21 protein-coding genes and 1 pseudogene are annotated in these 18,308 nt (G+C 62.8%); 11 read left to right on the plus strand and 11 right to left on the minus strand.

From position 1 onward, the window contains the following. Positions 1 to 197: 197 nt before the first annotated feature. A pseudogene (locus FJV80_RS08065) lies at positions 198 to 293 on the plus strand (DUF1402 family protein); the annotation flags it as partial. Positions 294 to 318: 25 nt separating this feature from the next. Beyond that, the gene (locus FJV80_RS08070; RefSeq protein ID WP_142876075.1) at positions 319 to 948 is read left to right on the plus strand and encodes a DedA family protein; all 630 of its coding nucleotides are present in this window, start codon (positions 319 to 321) and stop codon (positions 946 to 948) included. Here the strand turns inward: FJV80_RS08070 and FJV80_RS08075 are convergent. From FJV80_RS08075 to FJV80_RS08085, 3 genes are all read right to left on the minus strand, one after another. Beyond that, entirely contained in the window at positions 945 to 1,736 is a 792-nt protein-coding gene (locus FJV80_RS08075) for a phosphodiester glycosidase family protein (RefSeq protein ID WP_142876076.1), read from the minus strand. The genes FJV80_RS08070 and FJV80_RS08075 overlap by 4 nt on opposite strands. A gap of 125 nt (positions 1,737 to 1,861) precedes the next feature. After that, positions 1,862 to 2,482: a transglutaminase-like cysteine peptidase gene (locus FJV80_RS08080; RefSeq protein ID WP_095788135.1), complete on the minus strand. Its 621-nt coding sequence runs from the start codon at positions 2,480 to 2,482 to the stop codon at positions 1,862 to 1,864. A 134-nt stretch (positions 2,483 to 2,616) separates the two neighbouring features. Then, positions 2,617 to 3,489, minus strand: a complete 873-nt coding sequence (locus FJV80_RS08085; RefSeq protein WP_095788134.1) for an undecaprenyl-diphosphate phosphatase — start codon at positions 3,487 to 3,489, stop codon at positions 2,617 to 2,619. A gap of 170 nt (positions 3,490 to 3,659) precedes the next feature. Here FJV80_RS08085 and FJV80_RS08090 point away from each other — a divergent pair, with 170 nt between their 5' ends. Continuing rightward, entirely contained in the window at positions 3,660 to 4,565 is a 906-nt protein-coding gene (locus tag FJV80_RS08090; RefSeq protein ID WP_095791531.1) for a hypothetical protein, read from the plus strand. 6 nt (positions 4,566 to 4,571) lie between these two features. On the opposite strand, the gene FJV80_RS08095 is transcribed toward FJV80_RS08090, so the two are convergent. Beyond that, positions 4,572 to 4,784 (minus strand): hypothetical protein, encoded by a 213-nt coding sequence (locus FJV80_RS08095; protein ID WP_095770326.1) that lies wholly within the window; start codon positions 4,782 to 4,784, stop codon positions 4,572 to 4,574. A gap of 150 nt (positions 4,785 to 4,934) precedes the next feature. Beyond that, the gene (locus FJV80_RS08100; protein ID WP_095791834.1) at positions 4,935 to 5,333 is read right to left on the minus strand and encodes a GFA family protein; all 399 of its coding nucleotides are present in this window, start codon (positions 5,331 to 5,333) and stop codon (positions 4,935 to 4,937) included. Between the two features lie 109 nt (positions 5,334 to 5,442). On the opposite strand from FJV80_RS08100, the gene FJV80_RS08105 reads away from it, so the two are divergent. Then, entirely contained in the window at positions 5,443 to 6,471 is a 1,029-nt protein-coding gene (locus FJV80_RS08105; RefSeq protein ID WP_185975162.1) for an isopenicillin N synthase family oxygenase, read from the plus strand. A gap of 34 nt (positions 6,472 to 6,505) precedes the next feature. Here FJV80_RS08105 and FJV80_RS08110 read toward each other — a convergent pair whose 3' ends face one another. Both FJV80_RS08110 and FJV80_RS08115 read right to left on the minus strand, forming a co-directional pair. Continuing rightward, a complete protein-coding gene (locus FJV80_RS08110; protein WP_095770328.1) occupies positions 6,506 to 6,991 on the minus strand; it encodes an SRPBCC family protein in 486 nt (161 codons plus the stop codon). A gap of 119 nt (positions 6,992 to 7,110) precedes the next feature. After that, positions 7,111 to 7,359 carry a ParB N-terminal domain-containing protein gene (locus tag FJV80_RS08115; RefSeq protein ID WP_095770329.1) on the minus strand — a complete coding sequence of 83 codons (249 nt, stop codon included), beginning with the start codon at positions 7,357 to 7,359 and terminating at the stop codon, positions 7,111 to 7,113. A gap of 155 nt (positions 7,360 to 7,514) precedes the next feature. On the opposite strand from FJV80_RS08115, the gene FJV80_RS08120 reads away from it, so the two are divergent. From FJV80_RS08120 to FJV80_RS08140, 5 genes are read left to right on the plus strand one after another with little or no spacing between them, the layout of a single operon-like run. Next, the gene (locus tag FJV80_RS08120; protein WP_142876078.1) at positions 7,515 to 9,155 is read left to right on the plus strand and encodes a N,N-dimethylformamidase beta subunit family domain-containing protein; all 1,641 of its coding nucleotides are present in this window, start codon (positions 7,515 to 7,517) and stop codon (positions 9,153 to 9,155) included. Position 9,156: 1 nt separating this feature from the next. Beyond that, positions 9,157 to 10,542 carry an aspartate aminotransferase family protein gene (locus tag FJV80_RS08125; protein WP_142876079.1) on the plus strand — a complete coding sequence of 462 codons (1,386 nt, stop codon included), beginning with the start codon at positions 9,157 to 9,159 and terminating at the stop codon, positions 10,540 to 10,542. Positions 10,543 to 10,545: 3 nt separating this feature from the next. Further along, positions 10,546 to 11,475, plus strand: coding sequence for a 3-keto-5-aminohexanoate cleavage protein (locus FJV80_RS08130; protein WP_142876080.1), 930 nt, complete (start codon positions 10,546 to 10,548; stop codon positions 11,473 to 11,475). Between the two features lie 9 nt (positions 11,476 to 11,484). Further along, a complete protein-coding gene (locus FJV80_RS08135; RefSeq protein ID WP_095770333.1) occupies positions 11,485 to 11,997 on the plus strand; it encodes a GNAT family N-acetyltransferase in 513 nt (170 codons plus the stop codon). Further along, entirely contained in the window at positions 11,994 to 13,022 is a 1,029-nt protein-coding gene (locus FJV80_RS08140) for a histone deacetylase family protein (protein ID WP_142876081.1), read from the plus strand. The genes FJV80_RS08135 and FJV80_RS08140 overlap by 4 nt, the downstream gene beginning before the upstream one ends. Positions 13,023 to 13,037: 15 nt before the next feature. On the opposite strand, the gene FJV80_RS08145 is transcribed toward FJV80_RS08140, so the two are convergent. The 3 genes from FJV80_RS08145 to FJV80_RS08155 form a co-directional block, all read right to left on the minus strand. Beyond that, positions 13,038 to 14,306, minus strand: coding sequence for a cysteine desulfurase-like protein (locus tag FJV80_RS08145; RefSeq protein WP_142876082.1), 1,269 nt, complete (start codon positions 14,304 to 14,306; stop codon positions 13,038 to 13,040). A gap of 45 nt (positions 14,307 to 14,351) precedes the next feature. Beyond that, positions 14,352 to 15,419, minus strand: coding sequence for an aldo/keto reductase (locus FJV80_RS08150; RefSeq protein ID WP_095770336.1), 1,068 nt, complete (start codon positions 15,417 to 15,419; stop codon positions 14,352 to 14,354). 115 nt (positions 15,420 to 15,534) lie between these two features. Continuing rightward, positions 15,535 to 16,068, minus strand: a complete 534-nt coding sequence (locus FJV80_RS08155) for a hypothetical protein (protein WP_245317945.1) — start codon at positions 16,066 to 16,068, stop codon at positions 15,535 to 15,537. Positions 16,069 to 16,380: 312 nt separating this feature from the next. On the opposite strand from FJV80_RS08155, the gene FJV80_RS08160 reads away from it, so the two are divergent. Next, positions 16,381 to 16,545: a hypothetical protein gene (locus FJV80_RS08160; protein WP_080511763.1), complete on the plus strand. Its 165-nt coding sequence runs from the start codon at positions 16,381 to 16,383 to the stop codon at positions 16,543 to 16,545. A gap of 55 nt (positions 16,546 to 16,600) precedes the next feature. On the opposite strand, the gene FJV80_RS08165 is transcribed toward FJV80_RS08160, so the two are convergent. After that, positions 16,601 to 17,107: a DUF1993 family protein gene (locus FJV80_RS08165; protein WP_095770875.1), complete on the minus strand. Its 507-nt coding sequence runs from the start codon at positions 17,105 to 17,107 to the stop codon at positions 16,601 to 16,603. A 140-nt stretch (positions 17,108 to 17,247) separates the two neighbouring features. On the opposite strand from FJV80_RS08165, the gene FJV80_RS08170 reads away from it, so the two are divergent. Continuing rightward, positions 17,248 to 18,300, plus strand: a complete 1,053-nt coding sequence (locus FJV80_RS08170; RefSeq protein WP_142876083.1) for a DUF1176 domain-containing protein — start codon at positions 17,248 to 17,250, stop codon at positions 18,298 to 18,300. Positions 18,301 to 18,308 lie beyond the last annotated feature (8 nt).

An 18,308-nucleotide genomic window follows, 5' to 3' on the forward strand; every position in this document is an offset into this window, starting at 1 on the left:
ACGGACAACAGCGCCAGTTATGAACGAGAAATTACCAATAAAGTTTGAATCAAGTTTTTTACCATGACTATGACCCGTTTCAGACATTCCCCGGCGACGCGGCCGGGCCAGCCTTGACAGTGCCATGATGTGGCTGTTGAGACGGGAGGCTGCGTTTGCCGCAGGCATTTCCCACGATTTCTTCAAAGGCGTCCGATGGCAAGGGCCGCAAGTTGCCGGTCGAGAATTATTACGGCTGGCTCGTCGACGACAAGCTCGACGAACTCAGAAGCCTGCTCGACAGCGGCAGCTGAGAAACGCTTTTAAACAGGAGCTTGCGTGCAGGCGTTCATCGACCAGAGCGTTTGTTTCATCGAGAACCATCAGGCGTGGGCCGGGATCGTGGTCGGGCTGCTGGCCTTCGGCGAGTCGCTCGTGCTGGTCGGCATCCTCTTGCCCGGCACCACGGTGCTCATAATCGTCGGCGGCCTGGTCGGGGCCGGCATCGTACAGCCTTTGCCCGTCCTTCTGGCCGCGATGATCGGGGCGGCGCTCGGCGATACCATCTCCTACTTTCTCGGCAGATGGCTGGGGCGCGGTGTCGTCCATAAATGGCCGCTGAACCGTTACGGCCGCGAGGTCGCCAGGGCGCGGCTGTTCTTCCATCGTTATGGCTTCGCAGCGGTTTTCGTCGGCCGTTTCTTCGGCCCCGTCCGCGCCACCGTGCCGCTGGTCGCCGGCATGATGGGCATGCACCGGCGCCGCTTCCAGGTCGCCAACATCCTGTCAGCGATCATCTGGGCGCCGGTCGTGCTGTCGCCGGGTTGGCTGGTGGCCAAGGGCGCCGGCAGCATCCCCGAGCTCGACGTGACCAGCCTGTTCGGGCTGGCGGCGATCGGTGTGGCAGCCCTGATCATCGTAACAGTGATCGCGCTCAAGCTCCGGAGCAGGCGAGCCGCCCGCGTCTAGCCGCGCTTCCTGAACACGCCGATCATCGGCCCCAAATTCCAGTAATCTTCGTTGCGGCCGATGGCAGGCGCGAACAGGCTCGATATCGTGCCGTCGAGAAACAGCGCATTGTCGCAGCCGAGCGCATCGCGGAACAGCCGGGCAAATGCATGGAAATTCACCGTGCCGTTCGAAATGGCAAAGACCGCGACGCCGTCCTTGCGCACCCCGACGCCATCGCGGGTCTTGCGTGAGGTGCCGTCGGACTGGAATTTCGGATGAAGCTGGCCGTCGACCACCAGCATCGGTCCCGATTGCGTGGCATAGTCGGTGGACGGCCGGTTCCGGACGAAGTCCCAGGTCGCGCGGACCGCTGCCTTGCCGCCGCTGATGTAGAAGATGCCATTCGGCTGCAGCGAAAAATTGCCGCTTCCCGATCCCGTCTTCACACCGGCCATTTCCTGGCCACGCTCGACATAGAGGCCGACCGGCCTGAGGTCCGGATGATACATGCCGGCGTTGACGGCGAACAGCATGGTGCGGCCGGCCGCGCGCTGGGCAGCGTCGAGATTGTGCAGCGACTGAAATGGCTTGCCGGCCGGATCCTTCCAGAACAGCTCGATCGAATACAGTTTCGGATCGACCTCGCAGATGAGATAACTGGTCGCCTCGAAAGCAAAGTCGCGGCATGGCGGCAGCGACACGAACCATTGGCTGAATGCCATCGTGCCGGCGACGGCCTGTGGCAGCGTGGCTTTGACCAGGCCCAGCAGCAGGGGCGCCGAGTTCAGAAGTGTCAGAAAGTCCATGTGCCCTGCGGATGCCAGCTTCAATCAGTTGTGGTGGTTATCACCACTTGCCGGCACCATGGAAGACCGGCACGAAAGGATCGGATCGAAGAGGTTCATGCTCGGACGCGGCGGAGCCGACCCGACTATTTGACGGCGCTGACCAGCTGTTCGTCGCCACCCAGAATCGAGACCCAGTGACCGGTGTTGTCGCTCGCCTGCCGCTTCAGGTAGCGATAGCTCGTCTGGTTCCAGAGGCGGACCTTGTCGGTCAGATTGTCGAGGATGAAGTCGCCCTTGTCGGTGCGCACCGTCAGCACGGCGTGACCCTCGCCATCAGGCTTGCGAACCACCGTCATCAAAAGATTGGCTATGGCAATGCCCAGGCTGTTGAGCTCACGCCGCTTTTCCAGCGCGTAATCCTCGCAGTCGCCAAGACCGTTTTCCGGATAGGCCCACCACTCGTCCTTGCCGTAATTATCCATGTCGCTCATCGGCTTGACGCGCGTGTTGACGGAGAGGTTCACAGCCGAGATATCGTGCAGCAGCTTGCTGGTCAGGCGTTCCGGCACGCTGTCGGGCGAGCGGATCGAACATTCGGCGACATGGATCCTGCAAAAATCATAGTGGCCGATCGGCTGGGAGGTCGAGCCGCCGACAACCATGGAGGCAGGCGCGGCAAAGGCCGACCCCACCACCGAACCGAAGACGGTCACGGCAACCGCCAGCCCCTTCGCCTTGCGGCGCCAACCCATCGAGGATGCCATCCGGCCCCACCCACCTGTTTTGTTAACAGAATGTTAAGGGCGGTTACATTCCGAAGTCAATCAACCCTAGCGATCACATCTCCTAGGGAGCGACTCATGCGCCCAACTGGTGCCGACAGGCAACACTGGGCCCGCTAAGCCAGCCATCCCATCGCAAGGCCGAGCAACAGGACGACGCCGAGCAGGCCGCGATAGATGACGAAAGGCCAGGCGGAGAAGCGTTCCAGCACCCGCATCAAGCCCCAAATGGCAAAAAAGGCGGAGATCGAGGCGACGACCAGTCCGGTGGCAAGAACCGACCAGCCATGGGCGTCAAGATGAACCTTGTGTAGTTCCCACAGTTCCTTGAGGCCGGCAAGCGCGATCGCAGGCAGCCCGAGCAGGAACGAGAAGCGCGCCGCCTCGGCCCGCTTGAAGCCGAGCCCCAGCGCCGCCGTCAGGGTCGAGCCCGAGCGCGAGACGCCGGGGATCAGCGCGCCGATCTGGGCGACGCCGACAAGCAGCGCATCGGCGAGCGACGCTTCTGCGATGGTGCGCTTGTGGCGGGCGAAAATCTCGGCCAGAGCCAGCAGGATCGCCATGGCGATGCACGACCAGCCGATCACGCTCAGGCTGCGCAGCGGCGAATTGCAGGCATTGAGAACGCCCGATAGCGCGACGCCTGCAATGACGATCGGGATCGTCGCCAGCACGATCCAGGACGCCAGCCGGAAATGCCGGTCGGAAAAATCGCGGCGCGCGAGCGCGTCTAGCGAGCCGAACAGGAGATCTCTGACATCGCCCCAGAAATAGCTGATCACGGCCGCAAGCGCGGCAAGCTGCATGGCGGCGGAGAAGGCGGAGCCCGGGTCTTGCCAGCCGAGTACCGCCGGCACGATGCGCATATGGGCGGTCGAGGAAATCGGCAGCAACTCGGTGATGCCTTGCACCAAGCCGAGAAAAGCGACCTTGGCATATCCCAGGCCGACAAAGCCCGTATCCACGCCCTGGGTGCAGATGTCAGCCATGTCGAGCCTTTCCGTCGGAGAATCTTGAAGAGCGATCCGCGCGAGCAATAGACGCGCGATGCGCGGAATCCAATTTACCGATTTGTAAGGCGTCTCCCCGGTTGACAAGTCGCGCATCAACATTATGATCTGCTAACCTTACATTGTAAGTTTGGTGATGGAGGAGCGCCATGCAGACCGCCCTGTCAGAATTGCAAGCGCCAGCCGAACCCCGCCCGCCAGCCATCGCGATCGAGAATGTCTCGCGCGACCTCAGCCGTATCATCGAGCGCGCCGAGGTGAACGCCTGGCTCGACCTCTATGCCGCAGCACCCGCCGATTTCGCCGCAAGGCAAGGCCTTTCAATAGCGGGAGAAGGCGACCTCGCATGGACCACCTGCACGACGATCCCGTTCGTCCATTTCAATTGCGTGAAGAATTTCGGCGTCGACAGCCCGGCCTCGGAAAGCCAGCTCGACGCACTGCTGGCGCACTACCGCGCCGCCGGCATTTCGCGGCCATGGTTCTATGTCAATCCACACACCGAACCATCTCGCCTCAGATGCTGGCTCGAGGCGCGCGGCCTGCAGCGCCAGGGCGGCTGGGAGCGGATTTATCGCGAGGCCGACCCGCTGTCGTCGGAGCTGCTTTTCACGATTGATGGGGTTTCGGTCGAACGCGTGACGAAGGCATCGGCAAGCGAATGGGCCGGCTTCATCGACAAAAGCTACCGGCTGCCCACCTCACCCTGGCTACTGGCTCTGGTCGGCCGACAGGGCTGGCATCACTATATGGCCAAGCGGGACGGCGCCGTGGCGGCGGTGCGCTCGTTGTTCATCGGTGCCGACGGCGCGGCCTGGAGCGGCATCGAAGCACCGGTGCCGGGCATCATGGCGCCGAGCTTCGATCTCGACGCGGTGCTTGGCGAAGCGTTGGTGCGCGACGGGATTGCGGCCGGCGCCAAACTGTTTGTCGCCGACATCGAGGCGCCGCACGAGCAGCGCGACGGCCCGGCCTATCGCAACTATGCGCGTCTCGGCTTCAAGATTGCCTATTTCCGCAGCCACTACAGCTATCTGCCGGCCAGTTCCAACTGACCGCGCCTAACTGCGCAGCCATTGCTGGAAACAACTTCTGGCCACTATATGGGCCGGCGGAACGACCGGCTGATCGGCGCGTGCGTCATCGGGCGCGCGGCTGCGAACCCGTTCGAGCAGCATGCGCACCTGTTCCGGGCGCACACGGTCGCGCTCCATGACAAGCAGGACCATCGGATCGCTCAAAAGCTCGTCCAGGGTGCTGATGCTGTCGTTCATCCGTCGTCTCCTCGAATGCCGGCCCGCGCAGCATAGATAGGAGGACAATGATGGCCCGCCAATGACGTTTTGCCGGCTATCGCGTGATGATTTGGATTAATTTTTGGTCATGGTCGCGCGCTTCCCTTCTCCCTTGTGGGGAAGGAAGACCTAGCCCGGCGGCGGAGCGCCTTCATGTTGCGGCAGGCCGTCATCGAGCACCACCCAAGGCTGTTTCGAGGCGGTGAAGATATGCATCTGCGGCCTGAAGACCGTGGGATCGTCAAGCGAGCCGGTGGTGATGCCGATGATGCCGGCGGAGTCGCGGCGCGAAAACATCGTCGTGCCACAGCTCGGGCAAAAGCCGCGCTTGAGATCGGGCGACGTGTTCACGGCCGCCAGCGGCCCCTCGATGGTCACATCATCGATGCGAAACAGCATGCGCGCGTTGAAGGCGGCGCCGATCGCCTTCTGGCAAAGCCGGCAGTGGCAGATGCGTTCGTTGATGGGCGCCGCGTCGGCGCTATAGCGCACCGCCCCGCACAGGCACCCGCCCTGATGTTTAGCCATATCACCGTGATCCATGATGAGAGTGTGCGGCCGAGGTAAATGGCAGGACTGATTGGGTCAATTGAAAAGCTTTGATACTGTTTCATCGATTACCGTGATGGGGGGAGCCGTGACGCAAGACATCGAAACCATCGGCATCGCGGACCTGTTCGGGCCGCCCTCGCCCGGCCGCGACCGCGCCGACGCCCGCATCATGGCCGCCGCGTCGGGAATAGGCTTCATGGCGGTTCGGGATTTTCCCGGAGACGCTTGGCTGACGCCGGAAAGCCGGGCGCAATTGCTGCGCATCTTCGCCCTTCCCGACACCGAGAAGCAGAAATTGCTGCGCTGGAATTTCGACCGGACCAGGAAGAATGTCTATCGCGGCTGGTTTCCGCTGCAGCCGACGGCCGTTTCCTATAAGGAAGGCATCGACATGGGGCCGGATATCGCCGCGGCGGCGCGTGCTTTGCCATCGGACGATCCGCTGTGTGAGCCGACGCCTTTGCCGACCGAAGGCGCCCTGCCCGGCTGGCGCGCGGCAGCGGCGAACTACTACCGCGCGATGGAGACGATCGGCAACGCGCTGATGCGGTCGATCGCGCGCGGGCTTGGCCTGCCGGAAACGATCTTCGATCCCTATTTCGATCACGGCATCTCCACCTTGCGCCTGATCCGCTATCCCCTGCGCGACGCCAATGCCGGCATCGATATCAGCGGGCCTGACTTCTCGGTCCTCCACAAGGGAGAGACGCGCACCATCATCGGTCGCGAGCATGCCGATTCCGGTTTCGTAACCTTGCTGGCGCAGGACGGCGTCGCGGGCTTGCAGGCCAAGAACCTCGCCGGCGAATGGATCGACGTGCCGCCCGCCGACGGCACGCTGGCGGTCAATTTCGGCCAGTTGCTGGAGCGCTGGACCGGCGGGCGTGTGCGGGCGACGCGGCATCGGGTGATCGCACCGAAGACGGCGCGGTTCTCGATCCCTTTTTTCTATGAACCGCGTGTCGACGCCGAGATCGCGCCGCTGTCCCTAAGCGGCGCCGAGCCTTTCGAGCCGTTTTTCTATGGCGACTATCTCTGGGAGGCGGCGACGAATTTCGTCGAGATGAGCGGCATCAAGCATCTCAGGCAGCCGCGCCGCGCCAACGCTTCCTGAGCCTGGACGCGACCGTCGGCGGAGCTGTCCTGTATCAAAGCGTCCTGGCAATCTCTTCGAGCTGGTCGGTGCACTGGCCCCAGCCCGCATCAAAACCCATCTGTTCATGCTGTTCGCGGCCGGCGACACTCCAGTGGCGGACGCGCGCGATGTAGCGGGTCCGGCCCTCGCCTTCGTCCTCAAAGGTCAGCACGACGGTCATGAACGGCTTTTCGGATGGCTCCCACGCCTGCGTGTAGGCATCGGTGAAGACGATCTTCTTGCCGGGAATGACTTCCAGGAAGACGCCCGGGTTGGGGAATTCATTGCCGTCGGGGTCGGCCATGATCACAAGGCTCGACCCGCCCGTGCGCGCATCCATTTCGGCACGCGGCGTCGTCCAAGGTTTCGGAGAGAACCATTGGGTCAAAAGCCTGGTGTCGGTCCAGCAGCGATAGACGTTCTCGCGCGGCGCATCGATGATGCGGGCGAGAACCAGTTCGCGGTCATTGGCGGGGGCGATGTCGAGCTTGGTGGTCAAGGTGGTCTCCTCGGTTTGATCTGGCTTCCGTCCCAAGGACGAGCCGACAGAACGCAACTCGACAAGACCAGTGAAAAAAATACCGGCAGGCTTTCAATAACGCGAGGACGAAGGAGGTGTCAGTGACGCTTGGCTTGCACCAGATAGGCGTCGATCTCGGTCTCGCCGAGCCACTTGGCCGCTTCCAGCCGGTGCAGGCCTTCGACAAGGATATGGCGCTTGCCGTCGTGGCGGACCTGGATCGGCATCTTCATGCCGTTCTCCAATATGTCCTCGGCCAGATGGCGGACGGTCTCAGGGTGCAACGTCTTCTTGCGCGCCGTCGGCACGTAAATCTCGTCGACCTTGACCTTTTGCACTCTCAGCATACTGGCTCCCCAGGCGGAACATACCGCCTCGCCTGAAATAGTCGCTTTGCCGGGTGCGGCCAAGGGCGGCTAAGCAATTGCTGGCCCGATCGTTTCCATTTGACGCTTGGCCGGCAGATGGCCGAAATGGCGGCCTTCGATCCTTTCCGGTGCTCATGACCCATCTGCCGACCGAATTCCCCGATTTCGGGCTGACGCCCGAGCAGCGCCGCCACGCGGTGCGTGGCCATTACTATGAGTGGCCAGGCATGGATGGCGAGCGTGGCGAAATCTGGTGCTACTCGGATCGCTTTTGCTATCGCGCCGGCGAGATGGTGACGCTGCGTGTCAGCTCGACAGCGCCGTCCTTCAGCATGGCAATCATCCGGGACGGTGGAACCGAGACGAAAGTGTTCGAGAAATCCGGCATTGCGGCGTGCTGGCAGGACACGCCCGACCAATGTTCCGCCGAGGGTTGCGGCTGGGAAGCGTCTTTTGAATTCCGTGTCGGGAGCGACTGGCCGTCCGGTGCATATCGGGTAACGCTGACTTCCGTTGGCCATGACGGTAGGCCGATCCATGGCTACCACCTCTTCATCGTCTCGCCCCAAACCGGCAAGAAGCCAGGCCGTGTGCTGCAGGTGGCGGCGACGGGCACCTGGCTTGCCTACAACACTTGGGGCGGCTCCAACCACTATCAGGGCATCACCGGGCCGGACCGCAACCAGTATTCGCCTGTTGTGTCGACGCAACGCCCCTGGTGCCGCGGCTTCGTCGTGCTGCCAAAAGATGCGCCACGCGTGCCGCTCGAGGTCGCCGTGCCGCCGAAGACGGTACCACGTTACCCCCACATGGAATGGGCGCTCGCCACCGGTCATTCGAAGAAATACGCCTCGTCCGGCTGGGCGAGCTATGACAGCCACTTCTTCCGCTTCGCCGAGCGGGCCGGCTATCATGTCGATCTTGCCAGCCAGCACGATCTGCATGTCTCGCCCGACATTCTCGACGGCTACGACTGCGCCGTCTTCGTCGGCCATGACGAGTACTGGACATGGGAAATGCGCGATGCGGTCGACAATTATGTTGAGCGCGGCGGGCATGCGGCGCGTTTCGCCGGCAATTTCATGTGGCAGACGCGGCTCGAGGACGAAGGCCGGCGGCAGGTCTGCTACAAATACCGCGCTCGCGCCGAGGACCCTGCCTATCGCGGCGGCGACGTCACCCGTGCCACCAATTCCTGGGAAGCGCCGGAAATCGGCCGGCCGGGTTCGGCGACCTTTGGCCTCAACGCGACGCGCGGCGTCTATGCCGGCTGGGGCGGCTGCGCGCCGCGTGGTGTACGCGGTTTTCCGGTCTACCGGCCGGAACACTGGGCCTTCGCCGGCACCGGCATCTACTATGGCGACCTGCTCGGCGCCGACAGCCATGTCTATGGCTATGAGGTCGACGGGCTCGACTTCGAGATCCGCGGCGGCCTGCCCTACCCAACAGCGACCAGCGGCGCGCCGGATGGGCTGCAGGTCCTCGCCGTCGGAATGGCATCCCAGGTCGAGGAAAGCGCTGATATCCCGATCGAGGACCAGTTCCTCACCGACGAGGATGGCCGCTTCACCGCCGAGACTTTGTTCGGCGAGGCGAGCGACGCCAATCTGGAAAAAGTCAAACGCGGCAATGGCATGATCGTCAATTTCCCGCGCGGCAAGGGCGAAGTCTTTCATGCCGGAAGCTGCGAATGGGTGGCCGGCCTGCTAAGGCAAGACCCGATGGTCGAACGCGTCACCCGCAATGTCCTCGATCGCTATCTCGGAAAGTCCTGACATGTCGAAAGTCCAGCCTGCCGCTCCAGAGGCCGAAGCCCGCCGCCAGTCGCACCTGTTCTATCTCTCCAGCCTGCGTCGGCCGCTGATCGACCGCGCCGAGGGCATCTATATGTGGACACAGGACGGCCGCCGCTTCATCGATGGCTCGAGCGGACCGATGGTCGCCAATATCGGCCACTCCAACCGCAATGTGCTGGATGCCATGAAGCGGCAGATGGATCGCGCCACCTTCGCCTATCGGCTGCATTTCGAAAACGAACCAGCGGAGGAACTGGCGCGGGAACTGGCAGGCAAACTGCCGGAAGGCATGGACCGCATCTTCTTCGTCTCGGGCGGCTCGGAGGCGACGGAATCCTGCATTAAATTGGCGCGGCAATGGGCCGTTGCCACCGGCCAGGCCAGCCGCTGGAAGGTGATCACGCGCTTCCCCTCCTATCATGGCGGTACGCTGGGTTCGCTCTCGGTCACCGGCGACGACGCCCTGGCAGAGACCTTTGAGCCGATGATGCGGGTGATGCCGACGGTGCCCGCGCCCACCGCCTGGCGCGACCGCGACAATCTTTCAATGGAGCAGCGCGGCGTCCGCTATGCCGACATGCTGGAGGACAAGATCGTGGCCGAAGGGCCGGAAAGTGTCGTTGCCTTCATCATGGAGCCGATCGGCGGCGCCGCGACCTCTGCGCTTGTCGCGCCGGACAGCTACTATGCGCGCATCCGCGAGATCTGCGACCGCTACGGCATCCTGCTGATCCATGACGAAGTGATGAGTGGTGCCGGCCGCACCGGCAAATTTCTCGGCGGCGATCACTGGAACTGCAAGCCCGACATCGTCGCGCTGTCGAAGGGGCTGGGCTCGGGCTATGCGCCGCTCGGTGCACTGGCGGCACCGATGCGGCTGGTGCAGCCGCTGCTGGCCTCCGGGGGCTTCCAGCATGGCCATACCTATGCCGGCAATCCGCTCGCCTGCGCCGCCGGCCTTGCCGTGCTCGGTGAAATGGACCGGCTCGACCTGATCGCCAATGCCGCCGCCATGGGCGACGTGCTGATGGACGGGCTGAAGGGGCTGGCGAAGCGCTTTCCCTTCATCGCCGACGTGCGCGGCAAGGGCCTGCTCACCGGCGCCGAGATGGTCGCCGATCCGGAGACACTGCGGCCGATCGACCAGAACAAGAAAGCCACGCAGCGCCTGCTGGACCTCGCCTATGAGCGCGGGCTGATCATCTATGGCCGCCGGGTCAAGGGTGGCATCGACGGCGACAATTTCATGGTCGCGCCGCCGATGATCGTCACCAGCGAACAGGTCGGCGAGATCGTCTCCATCATCGGCGACTCGCTGGAGGTTCTGGCATCGGAGCTCGACCTTCCGGTCGAAGGCCGGGGGTAAAGAATGGCGCCGCGAAAAGTCATCATCACCTGCGCCGTCACCGGCTCGGTGCATACGCCGTCCATGTCGCCCTACCTGCCGGTGACGCCGGACCAGATCGCGACCGATGCCATTGCAGCCGCTGAGGCCGGCGCGTCGATCCTGCATCTGCATGCCCGCGACCCCAAAGACGGCCGGCCGACGGCCGATCCGGAGGTGTTCATGCAGTTCCTGCCGCGCATCAAGCAGGCAACCGACGCGGTGATCAACATCACCACCGGCGGTTCTTCGCTGATGACGCTGGACCAGCGATTGGCAGCGCCGCTGCGCGCCGAGCCCGAAATGTGCTCGCTCAACATGGGCTCGATGAATTTCGCGCTGTTCCCGATGCTCGACAAGCCACGCGAATGGCAGCACGAATGGGAGCCGAAGCTGCTGGAAGCCACGCGCGACACCATCTTCAAGAACACCTTCGCCGATATGGAAGGCGTGCTTGAGAGGCTGGGCAAGGGCTGCGGCACGCGCTTCGAATTCGAATGCTACGATGTCGGCCATCTCTACTCGCTGGCGCATTTCCGCGACCGCGGACTGGTGTCGGGGCCGCTGTTCATCCAGTTCGTGCTGGGTATTCTGGGCGGCATCGGCGCCGATCCGGACAATCTTATCCACATGAACCGCATCGCCGACAAATTGTTCGGCGACAGCTACCAGTTCTCGGTGCTGGCTGCCGGCCGTCAGCAGATGCCGCTGATCTCGATCGCCGCGGCGATGGGCGGCAATGTCCGCGTCGGGCTGGAAGACAGTCTCTACGATGGCCGCCAGTTGGCGAAATCCAACGCCGACCAGGTGCGCCGCATCCGGGGCATTCTCGACGGCCTGTCGCTGGAGGTTGCCACACCTGCCGAGGCACGTGAGATGCTGGCGCTGAAAGGTGGCGACCGGGTGGCGTTTTGAGGCAAGACCGTGACCAAATCCAGTGACGTCCTGATCCGCCCCGGTCGCATCGATGACGCTGAAACGATCCACGCCGCGCTTCTCAAACTCGGCACCCATATCGGCGCGCATCAGGAGATCACCTCAACATCAGATGATCTCCGCCGCTACGGTTTTGGCGAAAAGCCCGCCTTCTCCACCCTGATCGCCGAGGTCGACGGCGGATTCGCCGGGCTGTGCCTGCATTTTCCGATCTTTTCGACGTGGATGGGGCGGCCCGGCGTCTATGTGCAGGACCTCTATGTCGAGGACCGGTTCCGTGGCCGCAAGATCGGCGAGCGGCTGTTGCGGCGAGTCGCTGCGGAATGCCGCAAAGAAGGTGGCGTCTATCTCAGGCTGTCGGTCGACACCGACAATGAAGGCGCCAAGGCCTTCTATGAAAGGCTGGGTATCGCCTGGTCGAGTTACGAACAGACGCAGAAAATCGTCGGCGAAGCCTTTTTTGCCTTCGCCGACGCGCCGGTCAATGGGGAGCAGGAATGAAGGCCTTTTACGCCGAAGAGCAGAAGCGCCACGACCCGAAGGCCTTTCTTTCCAGCGGTGCCGCGCAGCCCAATCCGGAAAAGCCCGAGCGGATCGAAAGATTGTTAGCCGGCGCAAAATCTGCCGGCTGCACGATCGAGCGGCCACGCAATCACGGGCTTGGCCCGGTCTCGGCGGTGCACACGCCCGAATATCTCGACTTCCTCGAACATATTTTCGAGCGCTGGCAGCGCATCGAGGGCGCCTCGGCGGAAGTGATCCCCAACATCCACCCGATCGCGCGCAACGGCTCCTATCCAGCCTCGGCCGTCGGCCAGGCTGGTTATCATATGGCCGATACCGCTTGCCCGATCTCGGGCGAAACCTGGCAAAGCGCGCTGTGGAGTGCCTGGAGTGCGGTCGAGGCGGCGGAAACGGTGATGGCTGGCGCGCCGGCAGCCTATGCGCTGTGCCGTCCACCCGGCCACCATGCCTTTGCCGACGTCGCCGGCGGCTTCTGCTTCATCAACAATTCGGCGGTCGCTGCGCAGGTGCTGCGCAAGCAGGCGGCGCGCGTGGCCATTCTCGATGTCGACCTGCACCACGGCAACGGCAAGCAAGGCATCTTCTATGCCCGTCCTGACGTACTCACCGTTTCGCTGCATGCCGACCCGGTGCGCTTCTATCCGTTCTTCTGGGGTCACGCCGACGAGCGCGGCGAAGGCCCCGGCCTCGGCTATAATTTCAACCTGCCGCTGCCGCGCAAATCGGCCGACGCGGCGTTTCTGGAGGCGCTCGAAGTGGCGTTCCAGCGTATCGGCGCCTTTTCGCCGGACGCGCTGGTGGTCGCGCTCGGCCTCGACGCCTTCGAGGGCGATCCGTTCGGCGGGCTTTCGGTGACGACGCCCGGCTTCTCACGTATTGGCGAGGCGATTGCCAAACTCGGCCTGCCGAGCGTCATCGTCCAGGAGGGCGGCTATCTCTGCGACGCACTCGGCGACAATCTCACCGCCTTCCTCACCGGCTTCGACGGCAGGATGCGGTGACGGTTTCTCCTGGCGTCAGGAGCGCTGCTGCCTGAGCATCGCGATGACCCGGTGCACGCTCTCCAGCGTCTCTTCGATTTCGGCCCCAGTGTTGTAATGCGCGATGCCGATGCGCACGACCCCCTGCTCGGCCGGAATGCCGAGCTGGTGGACGATTTCCCAGGCGTAGTTGTGGCCGGACCACAGGAAGATGTTTTCGGCGTTCATCTGCCGCACGATCGTCTCCGGCACGATGCCCTCGACAGTAAAGGAGACCGTCGGCACGCGATCGGCGAGCCGCTTGCGATCGGTGATGCCATGGATGGTCAGGCCCGGAATGTCGGACAGGCCATCGATCAGCCTCTCCGCCAGCGGGTTTTCATAGGCGATCGAAACCTCGAAGGCCCTGGCGATCTTCTGCCTGCGCGAACCACTCACACCCGCTGCCGCACCCAGCCCGGCAAAGTAGTCGACGGCCGCCGTGAGGCCGGCCATCAGCTCGATCTGCGGCGTGCCAAGCTCGAACCGCTCCGGCAGGCCATTGGACGAACAGCGGCATTTGTAGGGTTTCAGGTCATTGATGATTTCGCGCCGTCCCCACAAAACGCCCATATGTGGACCGAAGAACTTGTAGGCCGAGCAGATCAGGAAATCGCAGCCGAGCTCTTGCACGTCGATCAGGCCATGCGGTGCGAACTGCACGGCATCGACATAGACCAGGGCGCCGGCCCGTTTAGCGATGGCAGTCAGGGACCTGACCCGGTTGATCGAACCCGTCAGGTTCGAGGCATAATTCAACGCGACCAGCCGTGTCTTGTCGGACAGCAGCCCGGCCAGCGCCTCCCCTTCGACCCGCCAGCTCTTTTCATCGAATGGCAGCCAGCGCACCACGAGGCCAAGATCCTCGGCCAGTTGCAGCCAGGGCGACACATTGCCCTCATGGTCCATGCGGGTGAGGATGATCTCGTCACCTGGCTTCAGCGTGCGGCCGAGCGTGCGTGACATGTGATAGGTCAGCGTCGTCATGTTGGCGCCGATGATGATTTCCTCGGGGCTCGCCGCACCAAGGAAATCGGCCATCGCCTGATGCGCCTCGTCGACGACGGATTGAGCCGCGATCGTCGTTTCGAAATAGCCCCCGAGATTGGCGTTGGTCGTGAGCAGGCAGCGCGACACCGCATCGACGACGGCCTGCGGCACCTGCGTGCCTGCGGGATTGTCGAGATAAATGCGACGGCGGCCCTTGTCGGTCAGGGAAAGCGCTGGAAATTGTCCGCGCACGGCCTCGATCGAAAAATCCGCCATTCTCTCCACCCCTTTGTTATTCCATGATAATTCTATCCCCGCCGATCAGGGACAGGGATTGCCGACCCTCTGATGGATCGCGTCCACCGCCTTCTGCATCTCCTCGGTCCAGACGACGTCCACCGAAGACAACGCCATTTCGAGCTGCGGAATGGTCGTCGCGCCGATGATATTGGAGGTGACGAAGGGCCGGCTCGACACATAGGCATTGGCAAACAACGCCGGCTCTATGCCGAAGGAGCGCGCCAGTTCATTATATTCGAGCAGCGCTTCGGCTGCATTCGGCGTCTCGTAACGCTGGCCGCGATTGAACAATTGCGAGCGCGAGCCCTGCGGTCGGGCGCCATGGTCGTATTTGCCGGTCAAATAGCCCTGCGCCAGCGGCGAATAAGGCAGCAGCGACACCTGTTCGCGCTCGCAGACCTCGGCAAGGTTCACCTCGAAGGTGCGGTTGACGAGATTGTAGGCGTTCTGGATCGACGCCACGCGCGGGCCAACGCCTTTGTCGGACTCGGCAAGAAACCGCATGAGGCCCCAGGAGCTTTCGTTCGACAGGCCGAAATGGCGGATCTTTCCCGCCTTCACCAGCTCATCGAAGACGCCGAGCGTCTCGGCGATCGGCGTTTCGTCGGCCGGTGCGCCGTCGGCATCGGCCCGCCGCCCCACGGCGCCGATGCGCGTCGGGTTGGCACCCCAGGGGATATCCCGTTCCGGCCAATGGATCTGGTAGAGGTCGAGATAGTCCGTGCCGAGCTTGGCCAGGGATTTGTCGATGGCGTCAAAAATATCGGCGCGCACCAATTGCGACGGCCTGTCGCCGCGAAACCAGGTGTTGGCGGTGCGGCCGACGACCTTGGAGGCAAGGATCACCTTGTCGCGGTTGCCCTTGGCCTTCATCCAGCTGCCGATGATCTTTTCCGTCCGCCCCTGCGTCTCCGCCTTTGGCGGGATCGGGTAGAGCTCGGCGGTGTCGATGAAATTGACGCCGCGCGAAAAAGCCAGATCCAGCTGCGCGTGGCCTTCGGCCTCGGTGTTCTGCTGGCCCCAGGTCATCGAACCAAGGCAGATCTGGGTAACAAGAAGATCGGTCCGACCGAGACGGCGTTTGTGCATGGAATTCTGCTCCGGAGGGAAAGTCTGCGCGGGAGGGAGGCTGCATGTATAGGCAAAGCCATGCCGCACTCCAAGCCTCGCCAGGCCGACTTTTGCGTGAACCAGCGATGTTGAGCTAGCGGCGGGCGCCGGCCACGGCGCGGCGCTTGGCCTCGTCGATCAGCATGTTGGCCACCTGCATGCGGATCATGGCGCGCTGGCGCAGATGCGGGGCGACGCGATCGGGATGGTTGGTGAAGGCAAAGCTGCGGCGCATGCGACCGAAATCGGCGGCGCTCTTGGGCTGGTTCAGTCCCAGTTCGGCCGCGATCGATTCCGGATCGATCGGCGGCAGCTTTTCCTCGGGCTTCGGGTCCTCGGCAGCCAGCGCCAGCTTGGCATGTTCGAGTAAGGCGGCGAATTCGCTCGCCAGGTCGGCACCGGCCTCGCGATATTCGGCGGCGGATACCTTGATGCGGCCGGAATGGAGCTCATCGGCGACCGAGAGATAATCGAACGGAATCGACGGACGCGCGCCGGCCTCGTCGCCCCCGCTACCGTCACCCTTGTCGGAGGCAACGAAGAGGTCGTCGAGCAGCGAAGCGAAATCACGCTTGGCGCTGGTAGCGATGTCAGCCTCCCTTGCCTGACTGTCAGGTTTCCGGACCATAGAACCGGCTCGTTAAAAATACATACCACCGATCTTAATGAATTTAGCCATTCGAGGATCGTGGCCGGTCCCTCAAAACAAAAGCCGGACTGCACTTTCATGCAGTCCGGAAATTCGCCAGGAGTGGCGAGGAAAAACTGGCCACGGGCCAGTGTCGAAGCCTACGGTTCGTGCGGCGCGGAAGTTTCAGCGGGCCGCAAAAAAATTCTAGGAAACTTATCCGGACATGGCAGGCATGCAAATGCTGCACTGCACAATTGTCACGATTCGCCTATATTGGCTGGCGTGGAGGACCAACCAGGAGCCTGATTCATGGGTTTCTTCACGGAAATGTTTGCCCGGCCGCGCCCGCAGGAACATCTGCGATATCGCGCGGCGCTCGCATTGCTTCATTCGATGAGCAATGCCGACCGTGCCGATATCGGCATCAAGCCCGCCGATTTTCCGCGCGTCGCCCGCGAAATGTCCATTCGCTAGATGCGTCTCGCGAGATGTCCCGGACGGATCCGGGACATCTCGGAATGCTTGCGCCTTAACGCGATCCCAGGAATGTCGCCTTGCCGAGTGGCACGCCATTGTGGCGAAGAATGTCGTAAGCGGTGGTGAGGTGGAAATAGAAATTGGGCATGGCCACATGCAGCAGATACTGCATGCCAGCCAAAGTCGTTTCGCGTCCGCCGAGTTTCAGTTCGATCACCTTGTTGTCGGAGCCGTCGATCTCGGCGGGCGAGAACGTCGCCAGAAGCGCGAGCGTCTTGGCGATCCGCGCCTCGAGTTCGGCAAAGCTTGCTTCATTGTCCTCGTATTTTGGCACCTCTCGGCCGGCCAGCCGCGACGGCGCGCCCTTGGCGTGGTCGGTGGCGATCTGCACCTGCCGGGTCAAAGCGAACATGTCGGGTGCGAGCCGCGCCGTCAAAAACACCTGCGGGTCGATCTTGCGGTCAAGCGCGTTCTGTTCGGCAGCAGCCAGCACATTGGAAAGTGCTTTCAGCCTGGTTGAAAACACGGGCACGGATGCCTCATACATCGATATCGTCACGTCAAATCTCCTGTCCGGTCGGAACGCCGGCGCAGCGAGGTAGCGCCTGCGCAAACGATTCTTCAAGCGCCGTCGGCTCCGCGTCACCACGCCGCCGCAATCGCCATGGTAGAATTTGCGTTATCGAGCGGAGATTCCCGATGAGATGCGTCCTTCTCGCAGCGACTGCCCTTCTCTCCCTTGCCACATCCGGCCAAGCGGCGCTGGCCGCCGATGACGCGCCCGAAGCACCCTATGTCGACGACCGATCGAGCGCCGAGGCGGTCATTCGCTCGCTCTACAGCGCCATCAACCGGCACGAATTCGCCCGCGCCTGGGGTTACTTCGGCGACACAAAGCCGGCTAAGGATTTCGACAGTTTCGTCAAGGGTTATGACGGCACCGACAAGGTCGAGGTCGCGACCGGTGCCATTTCGGACGACGGTGCCGCCGGCAGCATCTTCTACAATGTCCCGGTCGCCATCCGTGCCACCGACAAGAGCGGCAGCGAAAAGGTCTTTGCCGGCTGCTACACGCTGCGACAGGTCAATGCCCAGATCCAGGCGGCGCCGCCCTTCGATCCGATCCATATCGAAAAAGGCGCGCTGAAACCCTCCACCGCCGATTTCGAAGAGGCGCTGCCGCCAAGCTGCGGCGACGGCCCGCCGCCGCCGAAGAAGGATACGGCACTCGAGCAGGCCAAGAAAGCCTTCCTGGCGACCTATGGCGACCAGTGCGACAAGCAGTTCCTGGCTAATGAGCCGGAGGTGTTTTCGATCAAGTACAAGGACAAGGATGCGCAGCCCGGCGATCCCGACAAGGAAACACTGCTGTTCCATTTCTCCTGTTCGGCCGCGGCCTACAATGAAAGTTCGGTCTACTACATGACCGACGAATTGTCGGCCGTGAAGCAATTGCAGTTCGCCGAACCCAAGATGGACATCCGCTATGAGAACAACAACAGCGACGGCAAATTGCTGGGCATGAGCATCGTCGGCTTCGAGACGACCGGTTGGGCGGTCAATTCCGACTATGACGCGGAAACCCATACGATCACCACCTTCGACAAGTGGCGTGGCGTCGGCGATGCCTCCGATTCGGGAACCTATCTGTTCCGGAACGGCGATTTCTCCCTGGTCCAGTATGACGTCGATGCGTCCTATGACGGCGAGGAGAACCCTCAGACGGTCGTCGACTACAACACCGCGCCCTGAGGGACGTC

The organism is Mesorhizobium sp. WSM4310 (assembly GCF_007003935.1).
GTDB lineage: Bacteria > Pseudomonadota > Alphaproteobacteria > Rhizobiales > Rhizobiaceae > Mesorhizobium.